Origin of the sequence: Nocardia sp. NPDC050717 (assembly GCF_040654275.1) — a bacterium.
Lineage (GTDB): Bacteria > Actinomycetota > Actinomycetes > Mycobacteriales > Mycobacteriaceae > Nocardia.
Map to the genome: position 1 here is coordinate 316,823 of NZ_JBFAHR010000006.1, position 15,864 is coordinate 332,686.

16 protein-coding genes are annotated in these 15,864 nt (G+C 70.4%); 4 read left to right on the forward strand and 12 right to left on the reverse strand.

All coding sequences use genetic code 11. The features are described from left to right. Positions 1-43 precede the first annotated feature (43 nt). The 3 genes from AB0H56_RS15710 to AB0H56_RS15720 form a co-directional block, all read right to left on the reverse strand. Entirely contained in the window at positions 44-1,186 is a 1,143-nt protein-coding gene (locus AB0H56_RS15710) for a serine hydrolase domain-containing protein (RefSeq protein ID WP_357162852.1), read from the reverse strand. A gap of 145 nt (positions 1,187-1,331) precedes the next feature. Next, positions 1,332-1,697 carry a DUF397 domain-containing protein gene (locus AB0H56_RS15715; protein ID WP_357162855.1) on the reverse strand — a complete coding sequence of 122 codons (366 nt, stop codon included), beginning with the start codon at positions 1,695-1,697 and terminating at the stop codon, positions 1,332-1,334. Between the two features lie 10 nt (positions 1,698-1,707). After that, on the reverse strand, positions 1,708-2,559 hold the full coding sequence (locus tag AB0H56_RS15720; RefSeq protein ID WP_357162858.1) for a helix-turn-helix transcriptional regulator: 852 nt from the start codon (positions 2,557-2,559) through the stop codon (positions 1,708-1,710). Positions 2,560-2,686: 127 nt separating this feature from the next. Between AB0H56_RS15720 and AB0H56_RS15725 the strand changes: the two genes are divergently transcribed. After that, positions 2,687-3,214 carry a hypothetical protein gene (locus tag AB0H56_RS15725; RefSeq protein ID WP_232995912.1) on the forward strand — a complete coding sequence of 176 codons (528 nt, stop codon included), beginning with the start codon at positions 2,687-2,689 and terminating at the stop codon, positions 3,212-3,214. On the opposite strand, the gene AB0H56_RS15730 is transcribed toward AB0H56_RS15725, so the two are convergent. After that, a complete protein-coding gene (locus AB0H56_RS15730) occupies positions 3,215-3,973 on the reverse strand; it encodes a pirin family protein (RefSeq protein ID WP_357162861.1) in 759 nt (252 codons plus the stop codon). It abuts the gene before it with no gap. A gap of 166 nt (positions 3,974-4,139) precedes the next feature. On the opposite strand from AB0H56_RS15730, the gene AB0H56_RS15735 reads away from it, so the two are divergent. Both AB0H56_RS15735 and AB0H56_RS15740 read left to right on the forward strand, forming a co-directional pair. Continuing rightward, positions 4,140-5,393 (forward strand): MFS transporter, encoded by a 1,254-nt coding sequence (locus tag AB0H56_RS15735; RefSeq protein ID WP_357162933.1) that lies wholly within the window; start codon positions 4,140-4,142, stop codon positions 5,391-5,393. Between the two features lie 49 nt (positions 5,394-5,442). After that, positions 5,443-6,966, forward strand: a complete 1,524-nt coding sequence (locus AB0H56_RS15740; RefSeq protein ID WP_357162864.1) for a DUF4185 domain-containing protein — start codon at positions 5,443-5,445, stop codon at positions 6,964-6,966. Position 6,967: 1 nt separating this feature from the next. Here the strand turns inward: AB0H56_RS15740 and AB0H56_RS15745 are convergent, their stop codons facing one another. The 7 genes from AB0H56_RS15745 to AB0H56_RS15775 all read right to left on the reverse strand — a co-directional run bounded on the left by AB0H56_RS15745 (position 6,968) and on the right by AB0H56_RS15775 (position 13,197). Next, positions 6,968-7,825, reverse strand: a complete 858-nt coding sequence (locus AB0H56_RS15745; protein ID WP_357162867.1) for a biotin-dependent carboxyltransferase family protein — start codon at positions 7,823-7,825, stop codon at positions 6,968-6,970. A 54-nt stretch (positions 7,826-7,879) separates the two neighbouring features. Continuing rightward, positions 7,880-8,566 (reverse strand): allophanate hydrolase subunit 1, encoded by a 687-nt coding sequence (locus AB0H56_RS15750; RefSeq protein ID WP_357162870.1) that lies wholly within the window; start codon positions 8,564-8,566, stop codon positions 7,880-7,882. Positions 8,567-8,580: 14 nt separating this feature from the next. Then, positions 8,581-9,336 carry a 5-oxoprolinase subunit PxpA gene (locus tag AB0H56_RS15755; RefSeq protein ID WP_357162872.1) on the reverse strand — a complete coding sequence of 252 codons (756 nt, stop codon included), beginning with the start codon at positions 9,334-9,336 and terminating at the stop codon, positions 8,581-8,583. Between the two features lie 89 nt (positions 9,337-9,425). Next, positions 9,426-10,625 (reverse strand): ATP-binding cassette domain-containing protein, encoded by a 1,200-nt coding sequence (locus tag AB0H56_RS15760; protein WP_357162875.1) that lies wholly within the window; start codon positions 10,623-10,625, stop codon positions 9,426-9,428. A gap of 304 nt (positions 10,626-10,929) precedes the next feature. Next, positions 10,930-11,763 (reverse strand): ABC transporter permease, encoded by an 834-nt coding sequence (locus AB0H56_RS15765; RefSeq protein WP_357162877.1) that lies wholly within the window; start codon positions 11,761-11,763, stop codon positions 10,930-10,932. 295 nt (positions 11,764-12,058) lie between these two features. After that, on the reverse strand, positions 12,059-12,802 hold the full coding sequence (gene modA / locus AB0H56_RS15770; RefSeq protein WP_357162880.1) for a molybdate ABC transporter substrate-binding protein: 744 nt from the start codon (positions 12,800-12,802) through the stop codon (positions 12,059-12,061). Beyond that, positions 12,799-13,197 (reverse strand): TOBE domain-containing protein, encoded by a 399-nt coding sequence (locus AB0H56_RS15775; protein WP_357162883.1) that lies wholly within the window; start codon positions 13,195-13,197, stop codon positions 12,799-12,801. The genes modA and AB0H56_RS15775 overlap by 4 nt, the downstream gene beginning before the upstream one ends. A 98-nt stretch (positions 13,198-13,295) precedes the next feature. Between AB0H56_RS15775 and AB0H56_RS15780 the strand changes: the two genes are divergently transcribed. Further along, positions 13,296-14,150 carry a hypothetical protein gene (locus tag AB0H56_RS15780; protein ID WP_357162886.1) on the forward strand — a complete coding sequence of 285 codons (855 nt, stop codon included), beginning with the start codon at positions 13,296-13,298 and terminating at the stop codon, positions 14,148-14,150. Here the strand turns inward: AB0H56_RS15780 and AB0H56_RS15785 are convergent, their stop codons facing one another. Then, positions 14,151-15,614 carry a CCA tRNA nucleotidyltransferase gene (locus AB0H56_RS15785; protein ID WP_357162889.1) on the reverse strand — a complete coding sequence of 488 codons (1,464 nt, stop codon included), beginning with the start codon at positions 15,612-15,614 and terminating at the stop codon, positions 14,151-14,153. It lies immediately after the preceding gene. Positions 15,615-15,864 lie beyond the last annotated feature (250 nt).

Below are 15,864 nucleotides of genomic sequence, written 5' to 3' on the forward strand. Positions count from 1 at the left end.
CCAGTATGCAGAATTCGCGGCGGCCGGTGGGGTCGGTGAGCCGTCACGAGCCTCCCGGGCACAGCGCGTGGTCGATCAGGGCGGCCGCCGCCCGCTCCTGTTCGAGGATGTGTTCCGGGGTGTCGCCGAGCGCCTCGGACATCGACACCACGGCGCTGCGGGCGCCGTCCGCGCTCACCCCGTTGAGGGTGATGTACCCGCCGTCCCCGCCCTCGTGGCCGAAGTAGGTTCCACCGCAGCTCAGGGGCCGTTCGAGCAGGCCGAGCCCGTAGCGGCCGCCCGGCCACATCGGCTCGACCTCGGCGCTCACCGGAACACCCCGCTTCATCTCGGCCAGTTGCGCCGGGGCGAGCAGCCTGCCGTCGAGCAGCGCGCGGAAGAACTCGTTCTGGTCCCGGGTGGTCGTCACCCACGACAGCGCGTGGCCCATCGGGACCTGCTCGGTGACATCGATCTCGGCCCTGGGACCGAAGAACTCATAGGCCCGCGCGTGCGGTGCCGGCAGCGTGGGGGAGGTCCCCGTCCAGCGGGTGTGGTCGAGGCCGAGCGGGCCCACGACGCGCTCGGCGATCGCCTGATGACCCGGGCCGCCGGTGGCGCGTTCGATGACCATGTCGAGCAGGAGGTAGCCGGTGTTCGAATACGCCCAGGCGCCACCGGGTGCCGAGGCGGGTGGGTTCGCCAGTGCGCGCGCCACCAGGTCCGCGGAGCTGTGCAGGTCGTCGCGCTGGTCCAGGTACTCCGCCGGGGTGGTGTAGCCGGGGAGGTCGTCGCGCAGACCGCTGGTGTGCTGGAGCAGGTGGCGGATCGTGATGGCCTTGTCGCGCAGGGTTTCCGGCAGCCAGCGGGCCACCGGGTCATCGAGGGACAGCGTGCCCTCGGCGGCCAGTTGCAGCACGACGACGGCGACCATGGTCTTGACCGTGCTCGCCATCCGGAAGTAGCCGTCGGCGGAGACCGGGGCGCCGGTGGTCAGGTCGGCGGTGCCCGCGGTGGCCACCGCCTGGCTGCCGTCGGGCGCGACGACGCGCGCCTGGACCCCGCTCACCCCGAGGGCATGGACGGCGGCGACGTCGTCGCGCAACCGCTGGTCGACGGAAATCGCCTCCGGCCCAGCGCATCCGGCGACGGTGAGCACAGCGGCCCCGAGCGCGGCCACGCGCCACCGCCACGATGTCGAAGTCATCCCCGAACACTATTTCCGGGCCGGCCCGGCCACATCCGGCACAACCCTGGGATACACCCGGACAATTCACCCGGAAACGGCGCGCTCCCGGGTGAATTGGATCAGACGGCGACCTGCTGGCAACCCCGTTTCGGTGCGGTGGCGACTAGGCGCAGACGAATTCGTCATCGCGAACGCCCGCGACGAAAGCCTCCCACTCGCCGGCGGTGAAGCGGAGCAGGACGTCGTCGTGGCGCAGCGTCGCCGACCCGTCGACGGAGACGTGGGCGACCAGTTCCGGATGGCGGCGGGAGCTCAGCAGGCAGTGTAAGAACGCGGTCCACACCTCGGCGTCGACGGTGATGATCGGCTCCTCGGAACCGATGTTCATCGGATTGCGACGGAATTTGCTGTCACGTATCTGAACGATGTCGCCATCGAATCGAACCTCGACACATTGATTGCCGTTGTTCGAACGCGACGAAGTGAACCAGCCGTGATCGGCCGGGCGGCGACGAGCGGTGGTGGACATACCTTGAATCCTACACGCTCGCATACTCCCTGATCAGAGCAAGAGAATCGGCACGGGACAGCGAGCGGTCCCTGGCGCGGACGTACGCGAAGCCCAGATCGCGGACCTGCTCGGCATCGTCGACCGGACCACCGAACACCGCGCTCTCGGCCCACGCGAAGGTCGGTAGCTGATCGCTTGCGAAGTCGAGCAGATGGAAGCTGGAACCGCCGAGAACCGCCCCCTCTGGCGCGCTGAACGGGATCACCCGGACGTCGACGGTGTCGAGCTCGCTCATCAGGTCCACGAGGTGGCGCAGCTGCCCGCGCAGCACCTCGGCCCCACCGGTCTGCTGACGCAGCGTCGCCTCGCCGAGCACCGCGGTGAGCTCGAGCGGATCGGGCCCGCGCAACCGCTGCTGTCTACGCATCCTGATCGAGACCAGCTGGTCGACCTGCACCGGTCGGATCATCACATCGGCGCTGATCAGGGCACGTGCGTAGGCCTCGGTCTGGAGCAGCCCCGGCACGATCAGGCTGTCGTAACTGCGAATGCTCTGGGCGCCGGCCTCCATGCCGTACAGGCGTTGCAGCTCCGGGCCGATCAGCGTCCCCGCGGTGGACCACCAGCCGCGCTGTTTGCTCGCCTCCAGCAGCGCGAGCAGTTCCGCGCGCTCCTCGGCGTTCACGTCGAGCACGTCGAGCACCGGTTCGATGGTGGTGCGCGTGAGCACGCGCCGCCCCTTCTCCACATGGGACCAGTTGGCGGGCGTGAAGCCGACCCGCCGGGCGAAGCCGGCCGAGTCGAAGCCACGCTGCTCGCGAAGTTCACGCAGTCGTAGCACGAGTTCCCAGCGCGCCGCGGTCGGCGAAAGGGGTGCCATGGGCGAATATGGTACGCCGTCGACACACCCGTTAGTGACTATTGTCAGTGCGGTTGTGTGGCATTAGGCTGTAGATCGAGCGAACACACAGCTACATCGAGTCAGCGTCGACAGAGACGAGGTCGTGATGAGCACGTCGCGCACGGAAGACAAGGGCGGGTATACCGCGGCCGAGGAATACTCGGCCACCCAGGATGCGCTCTCGCGCTGTCGTCACTACCGCAAGCACAACGGCCTCTACGGCATCGTCGACGCCTCGATGGGGCGGATCATGCTCGAGATCGGCGCGGTCGGCGCCGTGGTCATGCCGTCGACCCTCGGCGAACGGGTGCGCGGCCTGCTCACCGGACGCGGGCTGCGCTGCGGCCCGATCATCGCCCACCCCCGCTCCGGCCGCTGGACCTTCCTCACCGGCCCCACCGACAACTCCTACCTCGACACCGTGCTGTTCGCCGACCTGTTCCGGGTGTGCGCCTCGGTGGCCCTGCCCGGCAGCGAGATCGTGCTGCCCTCCCCGGCCGACGAACGCACCGGCTACCGCACCTGGATGCAGGAACCCGACGGCGACTACCGGCCGGATTTCGCCCAGATCGTCGCCGCCACCCGCACCAACGCGCGCACGGCGCTGCTCCAGCGCGAACCGGGCTCGGCCTGACTACTGCCCGCCGAGCCGGGCGTGCATCTCCCAGATCAGGACCTCGGCATCGCCGTGCGGGCGCAGTCGCTGGCCGCCCGAGCGGGTCAGGCGCACGGCGTCGCCCTGCGACAGCGTGCCGAGACCTTCCATGTCGATCTCGCCCCGCGCCACGAAGACGTGCAGGTAGGGGGCATCGGGCAGGGTGACGCCCTGGCCGTCGGCCCGCATCCGGGCGACGTGCATGGCCGCATGCGAGGAATTGATGGCGATGGCGGTGCGATCGCGATAGCGGGGTAGGCCGGAGGCGACCGTCACCAGGTCACCGCGGGCGAGCTCGTCATCGATCTCGAGCTGCTGATAGCCGGGGTCGACACCGGGCTCGTCGGGCACCACCCACATCTGGACGAAATGCACCGGCTCGTCGTGCTCGGGCAGTGCGCCGTCCAGGCGCCAGGAATCGTTCTTCTCCGAATGCAGGATCCCGGTGCCCGCGCTCATCCGCTGCGCCAGTCCCGGATAGATGACGCCGCTGTGGCCGAGCGAATCCTGGTGCACCAGGCTGCCGCCGAGCACCCAGGTGACGATCTCCATGTCGCGGTGCGGATGGGTGTCGAAGCCCTCGCCGGGCAGCACCACGTCCTCGTTGTTCACCAGCAGCAGGCCGTGGTGGGTGTTGTCGGGGTCGTAGTGCTCCCCGAAGGAGAACGAATGTTTGGAATCGAGCCACGAGATCCGGGTCTTCATCCGGTCACCGCCGCGATGGAGTTCGATGGTCATGACGTTCCTCCTGCTCGCACCCGTACCGCCGCCCCAATTCTGGCACCACTATTCTCGCGTGGTGTCGACTCATCGCCCAGACGGCTCCACACCGGCGGATGAGTCACCGGTCTCGCTGCGTCATCTGATCCGCGAGAGCCGCGGCGTGGTGCGCCGCAATCCGCAGATGCCGCGACTGGCGCTGCTTCGGCTGGCGGCCCAGTTCGGTGACGGGATGTTCCAGGCCGCGCTGTCGGGCGCCATCCTGTTCAACCCCGAGCGCGAGACCGATCCACTGGCCATCGCCGCCGGGTTCGCGGTACTGCTGCTGCCGTATTCGATTCTCGGGCCGTACGCGGGCGCGCTGCTCGACCGCTGGGATCGGCGCAATGTCCTGCTGACCGCCAGCGTGGCGCGCGCCGTGCTGATCGCGCTGGCCGCGATCGGGCTGTTCTCCGGTATCAGCGAGACACCGCTGCTGATACTGGCGCTGGCCACCGTCGGCATCAGCCGGTTCGTGCTCGCGGGCGTGTCGGCGGCGCTGCCGCGGGTGCTCGAACAGCGGTGGCTGGTGCCGATGAACTCGGTCCTCGCGACGGTGGCCTCGGTCTGTGCCGGGGTCGGCGCCACCGCGTCGGTCGCGGTGATCGCGCTGCTCGGCGCGGGAGACTCGGCCTCGGCCGTCGCCGTGGCGCTCAGCGGCATCGGATCGATCGTCGGCGCTGTGCTCGCCCTCGGATTCCGGCCCGGGGTGCTCGGGCCCGAAAGTGGTTCGGCGACTTCGGAGAGCACCGTGCACGCCATCGCGACCGGTCTACGCACCGGAGCCGTCGCGGTGTGGCGGTCGGCGCAGGTGACCACGGCGATGATCGGCATCGGCGCGCACCGCGTCGTGTTCGGGATGAACACGCTGATCATGGTGCTGGTGCTGCGCCAGCCCAGCGTCGACATGAGCGGTGGCCTGGTCGGCTTCGGTGTCGCGATCGGGTTCGCCGCGGCGGGCATGCTGCTCGCCGCGATTCTCGCGCCGGTGCTGATCCCGCGCCTCGGCAGGCCGCGCACCGTCCTTCTCGGGCTCGTCACCGCGGTCGTCGTCCAGCTGACGCTGGTGACCCCGATCGCGCTGGCCACCGGCGCGGCCGTGGACAACGCGCACCGGCTGCTGCTCGCGGGCGCGTTCGGGCTCGGCCTCGCCGGTCAGACGATCAAGCTCACCGGTGACGCCAGCATGCAGATCGACATCGACGACGATCAGCGCGGCCAGGTGTTCGCCCTGCAGGACACCGTGTTCAACATGACCTTCGTGCTGGCGATCGCGGCCGCCGCGCTGGTGGTTCCCGCCGACGGGCGCTCCCTCGGCGTGGTGCTCGCGGGTGCGGGCGTGTACGCGCTCGGCATCGTCGCCATCGCGCTCAACGCCCGCCGGATCAGCACCGCCTGACTGGTCGAATGCACTGTGACGGCGCCCGATTCCGGTAAGTTCTCACAGCATGCGCCCCACGCTGGTACCGCACTCGACCGCACTCGGTGCGTTCCTCGCGGTGCTGCTCGCGGTGCCCGCACAGGCCACGCCGTACCCCTGGGCGCCTCCGCCCGTGAACATCTGCGGCGAAACGGGATTCGACCCGCTGGCGCGCGAACCCGACCCGGCGGCCCCGCCCGCGCCACCGGTGCCTGCCCTGCCGCCGACCATCGACATCCCGATCCCGGTGCCGCAGCTCACGCCGGTGCCGCTGCCCGATCCGCCGCACGACAACACGCGCGTCGCCCAGGTGCCGCTGCCGTCGGATCCCTGCCGGAATCCGTGCCCCGAGGTCAGGGACACGCCCGAGCCCGAGGACGAACCGGTCGAATCCGAAGGCACGTCGACGGGTTCGGCGATCGCGTTGCCGCGGATCCAGATCCGGCCCGAATTCGAGCCCATCCCGATCCCCGTGCCCGGCGGCGAGGGCGATCCGCCGCAGGAGGCACCCGAACCCGTGGTGCGGCCCGTGGAACCGGGACCGCTGCGGCCCGCGGTGGCGCGGCCGGTGGTGGAGTCGGTGCGGCTCGTCGAACAGGTCACCGGGCACGGTTCGAGCAACCGCACCGACATGCGCTGGCAGGTCGACGGCACCGACCTCGGCCTGTTCTGGGAGACCGAACCCGGCAAGGTCGCCATGGTCTTCGGCGACACCTTCGGCGAGGGCTGGGTCTACGGCGGCGCGGGTGGCGACACGGCCGACTGGCGCTCCAACGTGCTGGCCTACAGCACCGACAGGAACCTCGACGACGGCATCGTCATCGACTCGATGGTGCAGGACAGTCCGTGCCACGCGGCCGAACTGCTGGGCAGCCGCAAGATCAGGAACTGGGAGACCACCACCATCCCCACCTCGGGATTCGCGTTGGGGCGCAGGCAGTTCCTGAGCTACATGTCGGTGAACCACTGGTCGAAGGTGCCCGGCATGTGGCTGACCAACTACGGCGGGCTGGCCTACTCCGACGACGGCGGCCAGACCTGGACCAAGGATCAGCACGCCCGCTGGGAGAACATGTTCGGCGTCGGCCGGTTCCAGGTGGCGGCGATGGTGCCGCACGGCGAGTACGTCTACATGTTCGGCACGCCCAACGGGCGGATCGGCGTGATCGGCCTGGCCAGGGTGCGCAAGGAGGACGTGCTCAACAAGACGGCCTATCAGTACTGGGTCGATGGCAACTGGGCGCCCGCCGCGGAGAATTCGGCCACGCCGCTCGTCCTCGGCATGGCCAGCGAACTGTCGGTGCGCTTCGACGCCGAGAGCGAGCAGTGGCAGATGGTCTACCTCGACTCGGCCGCCGGGCAGATCGTGCTGCGCACCGCGGGGCACCCGCAGGGCCGCTGGACCGAGGCGGCGCCGCTGGTCTCCACCGCCGACTATCCGCGCGCCTACGGCGGGTTCATCCACCCCTGGTCGACCGCGCGTGACCTGTACTTCACGATGTCGGCGTGGGACAGCTACAACGTGTACCTGATGCACGCGCGGCTGCGCTGACTCACTCCACCGACACGAACCGCAGCCGCTCACCCGGCCTGGCCTGCGCCACCCGGTCGACATCCGCGTCGACGACGACGGCGATCACCGGATAGCCGCCGGTGATCGGGTGATCGGCGAGGAAGACGACCGGCTGACCACTCGGCGGCACCTGCACCGACCCGAGCGCGACACCCTCCGCGGGCAGTTCCCGGGTGATCGACCGGACCAGCGGGGCGCCCTCGGCACGATCGAGGCGGGCGCCGATCCGGTCGGTGTCGGGGGAGACCGACCAGGAACCCCGGAACAATTCGGCCGGATCGGCGAACCATTCGGCGCGCGGACCCGGCATCGCCCGCACCGTGAGCAGCTCCGGCGGCACGGGCACCGGCGCGAACTCCACCGTCGGCAGGGTGCGCGGGGACGGGCCGACAGGCAGTTGGCTGCCCGTCCGCAGCGGTTCGGGGCCGATGCCGGACATGGTGTCGCGGCTGCGCGAGCCGAGCACCATCGGCACGTCGATGCCGCCGCGCACGGCCACATAGCTGCGCAGGCCGACGGTCGCGTAGCCGAGGCGAAGGACCTGGCCCTCGGCCAGTTCGAGGACGCTGGCATGGCCGACCGGGGTGCCGTCGACGGTGGCCGGGGCGGCCGCGCCGGTGACGGCGACCGTGAGATGACCGTCGGCGCGCAGGGCGAGTCCACCGAGCAGCACCTCGATCGCGGCCAGCTCCTCCGGGTTGCCGACGAGGCGATTGGCCAACCGCAACGAGGCGCGATCGGCGGCGCCCGCCTGACCGACGCCGGAATCGAACCAGCCCGGCCTGCCGAGGTCCTGCACCGTCGCGAGCGGCCCCACCCGCTCGATGAAGATCAGCACGCGATCACTCCCCGATTCGCTGTCGAGGCGGCGCATCGTTGAGCAGCCCTGGTGTTATTCCGCTGTCGCCGTGTCGACGAACCGTACCGCCGTCCCCGCCCGTACCAGCGCGGGTGGATCGCGGTCCACCGCCCACATCCGCAGATCCGTGCTGCCGATCAGCTGCCAGCCGCCCGGCGTGCCCCGCGGATACACCGCCGAATAGCCGCCCGCGAGCGCGACGGCGCCCGGCGGAATGGCGGTGCGCGCCTGCGCGCGGCGCGGGACGGTGAGTCTGCCGTCGGGCGAGGTCAGGTAGCCGAAGCCGGGCGCGAAGCCGACGAAGGCGCACCGCCAGAGGGTGCCCGTATGCTGGGCGATCACCTCCGCGGTCGACAGGTCGAGCACGCGCGCGACCTCGGGCAGGTCGGCGCCGTCGTAGCGGACCGGAATCTCCACCACCTCGTCGGGCGACTCGTCCGCGGGCACTGTTCCACGGGAAACATCCGGCGAATCCGCCTGTGGCTGTTCCTGATCCAGCCGATCGAGCAGGGCGACGAGCTCGCGCCGCACCTGGCTCCCGTAACTCACCGAATGCATGGTGACCAGCACCGTTTCGGCCGCGGGCAGCACATCCTGCACGCCGGCGATGGCGTGCACCCGCAGTGCCGAGGCCAGTCGCTGCACGGGGCGTGGATCGTCGAGGGTGATGAGCACGGCACGGTCACCCGCCGGACGGATCCGCGTGCTCCAGTCGGTCATCTGGCCTCCCACCCTCAGCCGAACGGCTCCACCGGTGTCCCGGCCTCGTCGAGCGCCCGCCGGATGCGGCGGGCCATCTCCACGGCGGCAGGGGAATCGCCGTGGACGCACACGCTGGCCACGGACACGGCGACCGTACCGGGACCGTCTACGGTACGCGCGGCCCCCGACACCGCAAGGGCTACCGCCTGCGCCACCGCGTCGTCGGGCGCCAGCACCGCACCGGCTACTCCGCGCGGCGCCAACGTGCCCGCGGCGGTGTAGGCGCGGTCGGCGAAACCCTCGCCGACGAAGCGCACGCCCACCCGGCCCGCGGCCCGTTCCAGCTCGGTCCCGGCCGGGCCGAGCAGAGCCAGCCCCGGTTCGGCCTCGGCCACCGCGGCCAGCACCGCGTCGGCGAGCAGGCGATCGCGCGCCGCCGCGTGATAGAGCGCGCCATGGGGCTTGACGTAGCGCACCCGGTCGCCCGCCGCGCGCGCGAAGGCCGCGAGCGCGCCGATCTGGTAGAGCACCTCGTCGCGCAGGTCGGCCGGGGCGATCGCGATGTCGCGGCGGCCGAAGCCGACCAGATCCCGGTAGCCCACGTGCGCGCCGATCCGCACGCCCTTCGCGACGGCGAGCTCACAGGTCCTGCGCATGATGGACGGGTCACCGGCGTGGAAACCGCAGGCGATGTTGGCGCTGGTGACGATGTCGAGCATCGCGGCGTCGTCGCCCATCCGCCACGGGCCGAAGCCCTCGCCCAGATCACTGTTCAGGTCCAGCGGCATCCGATGCCCTCCGTCGCTCCCAGGTGGATGTGCCCCGGTGATTCGAGCATGAACGATTCCGTTCGTGTCGTCATCACCGGGGCAGCGTTTCAACAGGCGTATACCCGCACCTCGGTGGCTTTGACCACGAAATACACCGTGGCGCCCGGCGTGAGGCCGAGGTGCGCGACAGCGGCCGGGGTGAGGTCGGCGTCGAGCGATCCGGCCGGGCCGAGTGCGCCGCGGATCCGGACGATACCGCCGTGATCGGAGATGTCGGCGATCTCGACGGCGAAGACATTGCGGGGGCTGCCATCGGGTCGGGAGGTGAACACGGCCACCGACGCGGGGGAGAAGACCGCGGCCGCGCTGTCGCCGGGACAGAAGTCACCGACCGAGCAGCCGTCGACGCGGAGTCCGGCGGCGTCGACCGTGCCGAACGCGGACGCCGCGCGCCGGGCGGGCAGGCCGGTGGCGCCTTCCGCTGGCTCGACATCGGCGGGTTGATACTCGATCGCGGTGCCGCGCAGGAGGTTCAGGCCCGCCACGCGTGCCGCGAACGGGCTGCGTGGATGGGACATCACGTCGGCGACCGGGCCCGCGTCGACGATGCGGCCCGCCTCGAGGATGACGAGGCGGTCGGCGAGGGTGATGGCGTCGATGATGTCGTGGGTGACCAGGACCGCGCAGCGGGGGTGGGCGCGGCCGGGCTCGTCGCGCAGGACACGGCGCAGGAGGGAGCGCATGGCGGGGGCGACGTCGACGTCGAGGGCCGACATGGGTTCGTCGAGTAGCAGCAGGTCGGGGTCGACGGCGAGGGCGCGGGCCAGTGCGACGCGCTGCGCCTGCCCGCCCGACAGCTCGCCGGGGTGTCGACCGGCGAGGTCGACGGCGTCCACCGCGACGAGCCATTCGTCGGCGATCGACTGTGCCGCAGGCTTTCTCGCGCCGCGACTGCGCGGTCCGAAGGCGACGTTGTCGCGCACGCTGAGATGCGGAAACAGCAGCGGATCCTGCGCCAGTAGCGAGATCCCCCGCCGATGCGCCGGTACCGCGACACCGTTCGCCGCGTCGCTGAGCGTGCGCTGCCCGAGCCGCACCCATCCTTCGTCGGGCGCGACCAGCCCCGCGATCACCTGCAACAGGCTGGACTTCCCCGCCCCGTTCGGACCGAGCACCGCGAGCACTTCCCCCGGACCCACCTCGATCCCCACATCGAGTCCACGCCCGCCGATCCGCACGGACACCGCCAACCCGCCGCGCGTGCCACCGCCGCTCGCGCCGCCGTCAGCCGACCCGCCCCTGATCATCGCGGCATCAGCCGTACCGCCCCGGAGGCCGGCGTCTTCCCGCGGTGGCTGCGGGTCACCCCGACCGGGTTCGACACGAAAGGCGACGTTCCGTCATTCTCCGTGCCGTCAGGGACGCCGCCAGCACGCGCCGCGCCGTCCCCCGTCGCAGAACTGCGCACCCCGTCGACCGGAGCCGGTCGATGGCGAGGAACACGGTCGCGCAGCACGCGAGTAGCAAAGTCCCGCCCGGTGCCGTCCAGCGCTGTACCGCCCTGACGCACACCGTCGCGAGGTGCGCCTTCGAGTGACGAGTTGCCCTGAGTCATCGCACCGTATCCGGCTCTGCTCGTCGGGGCGTCGGGCTGCGCAGTTGGGTGCCGGGAATCGGGCTGGTCCGCCGGTAGGCCAGCAGGACGATGACGATCGCGATGACGATCAGGACGACCGAGAGCGCGATGGCCGCGTCCGCGTCGGCTTCACGCTGGAGGTAGATCTCGAGGGGGAGGGTGCGGGTGCGGCCCTGGAGGCTGCCCGCGAAGGTCAGGGTGGCGCCGAATTCGCCGAGGGCGCGGGCGAAGGCGAGCACGGCGCCGGAGATCAGCGCTGGTCGCAGCAGTGGCAACGTGATCCGCCACCAGACGGTGCTCGGTCCCGCACCGAGAGTCGCGGCGATCTGCTCGTAGCGACTCCCCGCCGTCCGCAGCGCGCCCTCGAGCGTGAGCACCAGAAACGGCAGGGCGACAAAGGTTTGCGCCAGCACGACAGCGGTAGTGCTGAACGCGATCCGAATCCCCGCCGCCTCCAGATGCTCGCCGAGCAACCCCTGCCGACCGAAGGTGTACAGCAGCGCGATACCACCGACGACCGGCGGCAAGACCAAGGGCAACAACACCAGTGCGCGCAGCACCGGCATCCCACGCCACCGCGCCCGTGCCAGCACCGCCGCCATCGGCACGCCGAACACCAAGCACAGCGCGGTACTCGCGGTCGCGGTCCGAAGACTCAACCACAGTGCGTCCTTGGACTCCTCGGTACTGATCAGCTCGACGAACCGCCCCCACTCCACCCCCGCCGCCAGCGCCACCAGCGGCAACACCACCAACGCGAACCCCACCACCGCAGGCCCGAGCACCCACCGCGGCACTCCGCCGGTCATCCGCGACCACCCCACCCGCGCACAGCAACAGGATGGGCCACGCCCCACAGCCACAGCGGCCGCGCGACCCCAACCACCCCGCCTACCAGCGGCAACACCACCGCCGGCGCGAGCACCCGCCGCCGCAGCCCGGCGATCATCCGCGACCACCCCGCCCGCACAGCGACGGAATGAGCGGCGCCCCAGAGCATCTCACCGCGGCGCTGGGTCGCGAAGCCAGGCACCCGGCGCCTGTCCGACACCGCAGCCCTGAACAGCGGGTAGCGCGCAGGAACCGTCGGCGTGGGTATCCGGCTCATGGCGCGCCGAACCCCGCCGCTGTCAGTGCGGCTCGGCCGCGGGGGCCGGTGACGAATTCGGTGAACTTCGCCGCCGCCGGCTGCGTCGAATCTGCCACGACCGCGATCGGATACGTGTTGACGGCGGCCGCGGCCTGGGGGATGGCGACGGTGGTGACCTTCGGGCCGGCGGCCGTGGCGTCGGTGACGTAGACCAGGCCCGCGTCGGCCTGGCCGGAGGTGACCTTGGTGAGCACGTCGGCGACGGAGGATTCCTCACTCGCCGGGCGCAATTCCGTGCCCGCGGCCTGGGCGACCTTCTGGGTCGCGCGGCCGCACGGCACCTGCGGGGCGCAGACCACGACGGTCGCGTCGGCGAGGTCGTCGATTCCGGTGATGCCCTTGGGATTTCCCGGTGCCGTCACCAGCGTGAGCACGTTGGTGGCGAACGTGGCAGGCGCTGCGGTGATCCGGCCGCCCTGCACCACCTTGTCCATGGTCGGCTGGTCGGCGGCCGCGAACACATCGGCGGGCGCGCCGGCGAGCAGCTGGGCGGCGAGATCCGCGGATCCGGCGAACGAGAACCGCACGTCGACACCGGGGTTCGCGGCCTCGAACTCCGGCTCCAGACCGGTGAAGACATTCTTCAGCGAGGCCGCGGCGAAGACGGTGAGCGTGTCCTCGGACGCGGAATCACCACTGCCGCAGGCACTCACCGTCAGCAGGACCAGCGTGGCACCGAGCGCGACCCGGCCGATCATCCGGCGGCCTGCTCGACCACGACCGTCGTCGCCTTGACGCTGGCCAGCGCCACACTGCCCGGTTCCAGCCCGAGCTCGCGCACCGATTCGCTGCTCATGAGCGAGACCACCGTGAAAGGACCGCATTGCATCTCCACCTGTGCCATCACCGTGTCGGCCACCACGCGGGTGACCAGCCCGGGAAACCGATTACGTGCCGAACTGGCACTGCCGACCGACGTGTGCGGCGGTCGCGCCTGCTCCACCGCCAGCGCCGCGAGCTCGCGCCCCTCGATCACCAGGCGGCCCGCGGAATCCTTGCTCGCGGCCAATGTGCCCGCGTCGATCCACCGCCGCACGGTGTCGTCGCTGACGCCGAGCAGATCGGCCGCTTCCTTGATACGCAGTGTCGCCACCGGATCAGAATAGTTCCGCAGATTCGGAGAGAACAAGAAAACAACTCCGCACATTCGGAACTCTCCGGGCGTGATGCGCGCACAACACGCCGCGGAGCGTGGCCGCTGGACCCGCGGCCAAGTACGCTCAGATCATCATGGCCACGTATTTCGATCCGAAGTCCTGGTCACTGTCGGGCGCTGTCGATCTGGGCAAGCGCCTGCTCGACCCGTCATGGATCGACCAGTGGCTCGGCTTCACCACGTCCTGGGCCGATCCCGTCGCCGACCTGGGCTCCGGCACCGTCACCGCACTGATGCCCGACGTGTTGATGACCGTGCTCAGCGAGGGCATTCTCAGCCGGTTCGGCGGCCAGCGGGTGGACGCCACCCTGCTCGGGCACGAGCTCACCGCCACCCTCGACGTCTTCAAGGTGCGCCGCCGCGGCGCCCACTTCCAGAGCAAAACCGTGCTCTCGGACCTGGTCTGGGACTCGCACCCGTTCGACAACGTCACCGTGATCGCCCACGGTGTGCGCCTCATCCCCGGCGTGCCGACCAAGATCCGCGCGCAGCAGCTCGACGTCGAGGGCGTCATCGGGATCGACGCACTGGTCGCCTGGGTGGACGAGCAGAATCTCGACTGGCGGGTGAGTCTCGACGAACGCGGCCGCATCCTCGCCTCGCACCGGACCCGCAAGATGCGCGCCATCGTCGACGCGCAGGTCTACGACAACCTGCTCACCATCGACATCCGCAAGGCCAGCTGGCTCGGCATCCGATTGCCGCGGCGCGCGGTCCAGGCGCCGGCGCTGCTGCTGGACGACCTGCCGAACCGGGCGAGCATCACCTACGCGCACCGGCGCGGCGACAAGGTCCGCTTCCGGATCGAGCTCCCCGAGACGACCGGCTCCTTCGACCTGGCCCAGATCAGATCGGCGATCGTCGCGGGGACGACGCTGATCGTCTTCTGATCAGGACTGCCCGGCCCACCACTCGAGCAGCGCGGCCTCGGCTTCCTCGCGCGTCATCGGACCACGGTCGAGGCGCAGGTCCTTGAGGTATTTCCACGCCTTGCCCACCTGCGGCCCCGGCGGCAGTCCGAGCAGTTCCATGATCGCGTTGCCGTCCAGGTCCGGCCGCACCCGCGCCAGGTCCTCCTGCTCGCGCAGCTTGGCGATGCGCACCTCGAGCTCGTCGTAGGTGGCGCGCAACGCGGCGGCCCTGCGCTTGTTGCGGGTGGTGCAGTCGGCGCGGACCAGCTTGTGCAGGCGATCGAGCAGGTCGTCGGCGTCGGTGACGTAGCGGCGCACCGCCGAATCGGTCCACTGGCCCTTGCCGTAGCCGTGGAAGCGCAGGTGCAGGAACACCAGGCGGGCCACGTCCTCGGTGAACGCCTTCGGGTACTTCAGCGCGCGCATGCGCTTGCGCACCATCTTCGCGCCGACCACCTCGTGGTGGTGGAAGCTCACGCCGCCGCCCGGCTCGTTGCGCTTGGTGTCGGGCTTGCCGATGTCGTGCAGCAGCGCCGCCCAGCGCAGCACCAGGTCGGGGTCGCCCTCTTCCTGGTCGATCGCCTGCGACAGCACGGTCAGCGAGTGCTGGTAGACGTCCTTGTGCTGGTGGTGCTCGTCGATCTCGAGCTTCATCGCGGGCACCTCGGGCAGCACCCGCTGCGCCAGGCCGGTGTCGCACATGAGGTTGATGCCGTCGATCGGATGGTCGGCGCCGATCAGCTTGTCGAGTTCGGTGCGCACCCGTTCGGCGGTGATCCGGTCGATCTGCTCGGCCATCTCCACGATCGCCGCCCGCACCCGCGGCGCGACGTCGAAACCGAGCTGGGCGACGAAGCGGGCGGCGCGCAGCATGCGCAGCGGGTCGTCGTCGAACGAATCCTGGGGCGCGGCAGGGGTATCGAGCACGCCGGCCAGCAGGGCGTCGAGTCCGTTGAGCGGGTCGACGAATTCCTGCGAGCCGTCGGCGGCGATCTTCACCGCCATCGCGTTCACGGTGAAATCACGGCGGACCAGATCGCCCTCGAGCGTGTCGCCGAAGGTGACCTCGGGATTGCGCGAGACCCGGTCGTAGGTGTCGGCACGGAAGGTGGTGATCTCGAGTTGCTGATCGTCCTTGGCCGCGCTGACGGTGCCGAAGGCGAGCCCGCCGGTGTCCCACAGCTGATCGGCCCAGCCCCGCATCAGCTCCTGCACCACCTCGGGCCTGGCGTCGGTGGTGAAGTCCAGATCGTTGCCGAGCCGCCCCAGAATCGCGTCGCGCACGCTGCCACCCACGAGATAGAGGGAATGGCCGCGCTCGGCGAACATCTTCCCCAGCGGGGTCAACACATCGGACAGCTGCCCCAATGTCACCGCCGCACCGGCCAGCAGTCGAGCACGACGATCCGCGACAGCATCAGGGGCGACATCAGGAGAAACCACGCACAGCAGCTTACTGACCACGTCGAATCAGTAATCCGCCCTCCCGGCCACTTGCGGAGAAGCGAGGCAGCCGCGACCACCACACGCTCAGCCCGTCCCACACAGAACACCCAGTCCGCCATGACCGCACTCCCAGCCCCGCACGACCCGACCTCGAGGAGGGTCCGCCGACGCAGTCGGCGGGTCGCGGCCGTCCCGCCGATCAGGCGCCGGTGCGTAGGCGACGAAGGAGCAAGCACCGGTGCCTGAT

Excerpts from the sequence above, each read along its gene's own strand:
- AB0H56_RS15740 (WP_357162864.1), top strand. The coding sequence starts at position 5,443 with ATGCGCCCCACGCTGGTACCGCACTCGACCGCACTCGGTGCGTTCCTC.
- AB0H56_RS15750 (WP_357162870.1), bottom strand. The coding sequence starts at position 8,566 with ATGACCGACTGGAGCACGCGGATCCGTCCGGCGGGTGACCGTGCCGTG.
- AB0H56_RS15765 (WP_357162877.1), bottom strand. The coding sequence starts at position 11,763 with ATGACCGGCGGAGTGCCGCGGTGGGTGCTCGGGCCTGCGGTGGTGGGG.
- AB0H56_RS15720 (WP_357162858.1), bottom strand. The coding sequence starts at position 2,559 with ATGGCACCCCTTTCGCCGACCGCGGCGCGCTGGGAACTCGTGCTACGA.
- AB0H56_RS15755 (WP_357162872.1), bottom strand. The coding sequence starts at position 9,336 with ATGCCGCTGGACCTGAACAGTGATCTGGGCGAGGGCTTCGGCCCGTGG.
- AB0H56_RS15760 (WP_357162875.1), bottom strand. The coding sequence starts at position 10,625 with ATGATCAGGGGCGGGTCGGCTGACGGCGGCGCGAGCGGCGGTGGCACG.
- AB0H56_RS15730 (WP_357162861.1), bottom strand. The coding sequence starts at position 3,973 with ATGACCATCGAACTCCATCGCGGCGGTGACCGGATGAAGACCCGGATC.
- AB0H56_RS15715 (WP_357162855.1), bottom strand. The coding sequence starts at position 1,697 with ATGTCCACCACCGCTCGTCGCCGCCCGGCCGATCACGGCTGGTTCACT.
- AB0H56_RS15725 (WP_232995912.1), top strand. The coding sequence starts at position 2,687 with ATGAGCACGTCGCGCACGGAAGACAAGGGCGGGTATACCGCGGCCGAG.
- AB0H56_RS15735 (WP_357162933.1), top strand. The coding sequence starts at position 4,140 with ATGCCGCGACTGGCGCTGCTTCGGCTGGCGGCCCAGTTCGGTGACGGG.
- modA (WP_357162880.1), bottom strand. The coding sequence starts at position 12,802 with ATGATCGGCCGGGTCGCGCTCGGTGCCACGCTGGTCCTGCTGACGGTG.
- AB0H56_RS15710 (WP_357162852.1), bottom strand. The coding sequence starts at position 1,186 with ATGACTTCGACATCGTGGCGGTGGCGCGTGGCCGCGCTCGGGGCCGCT.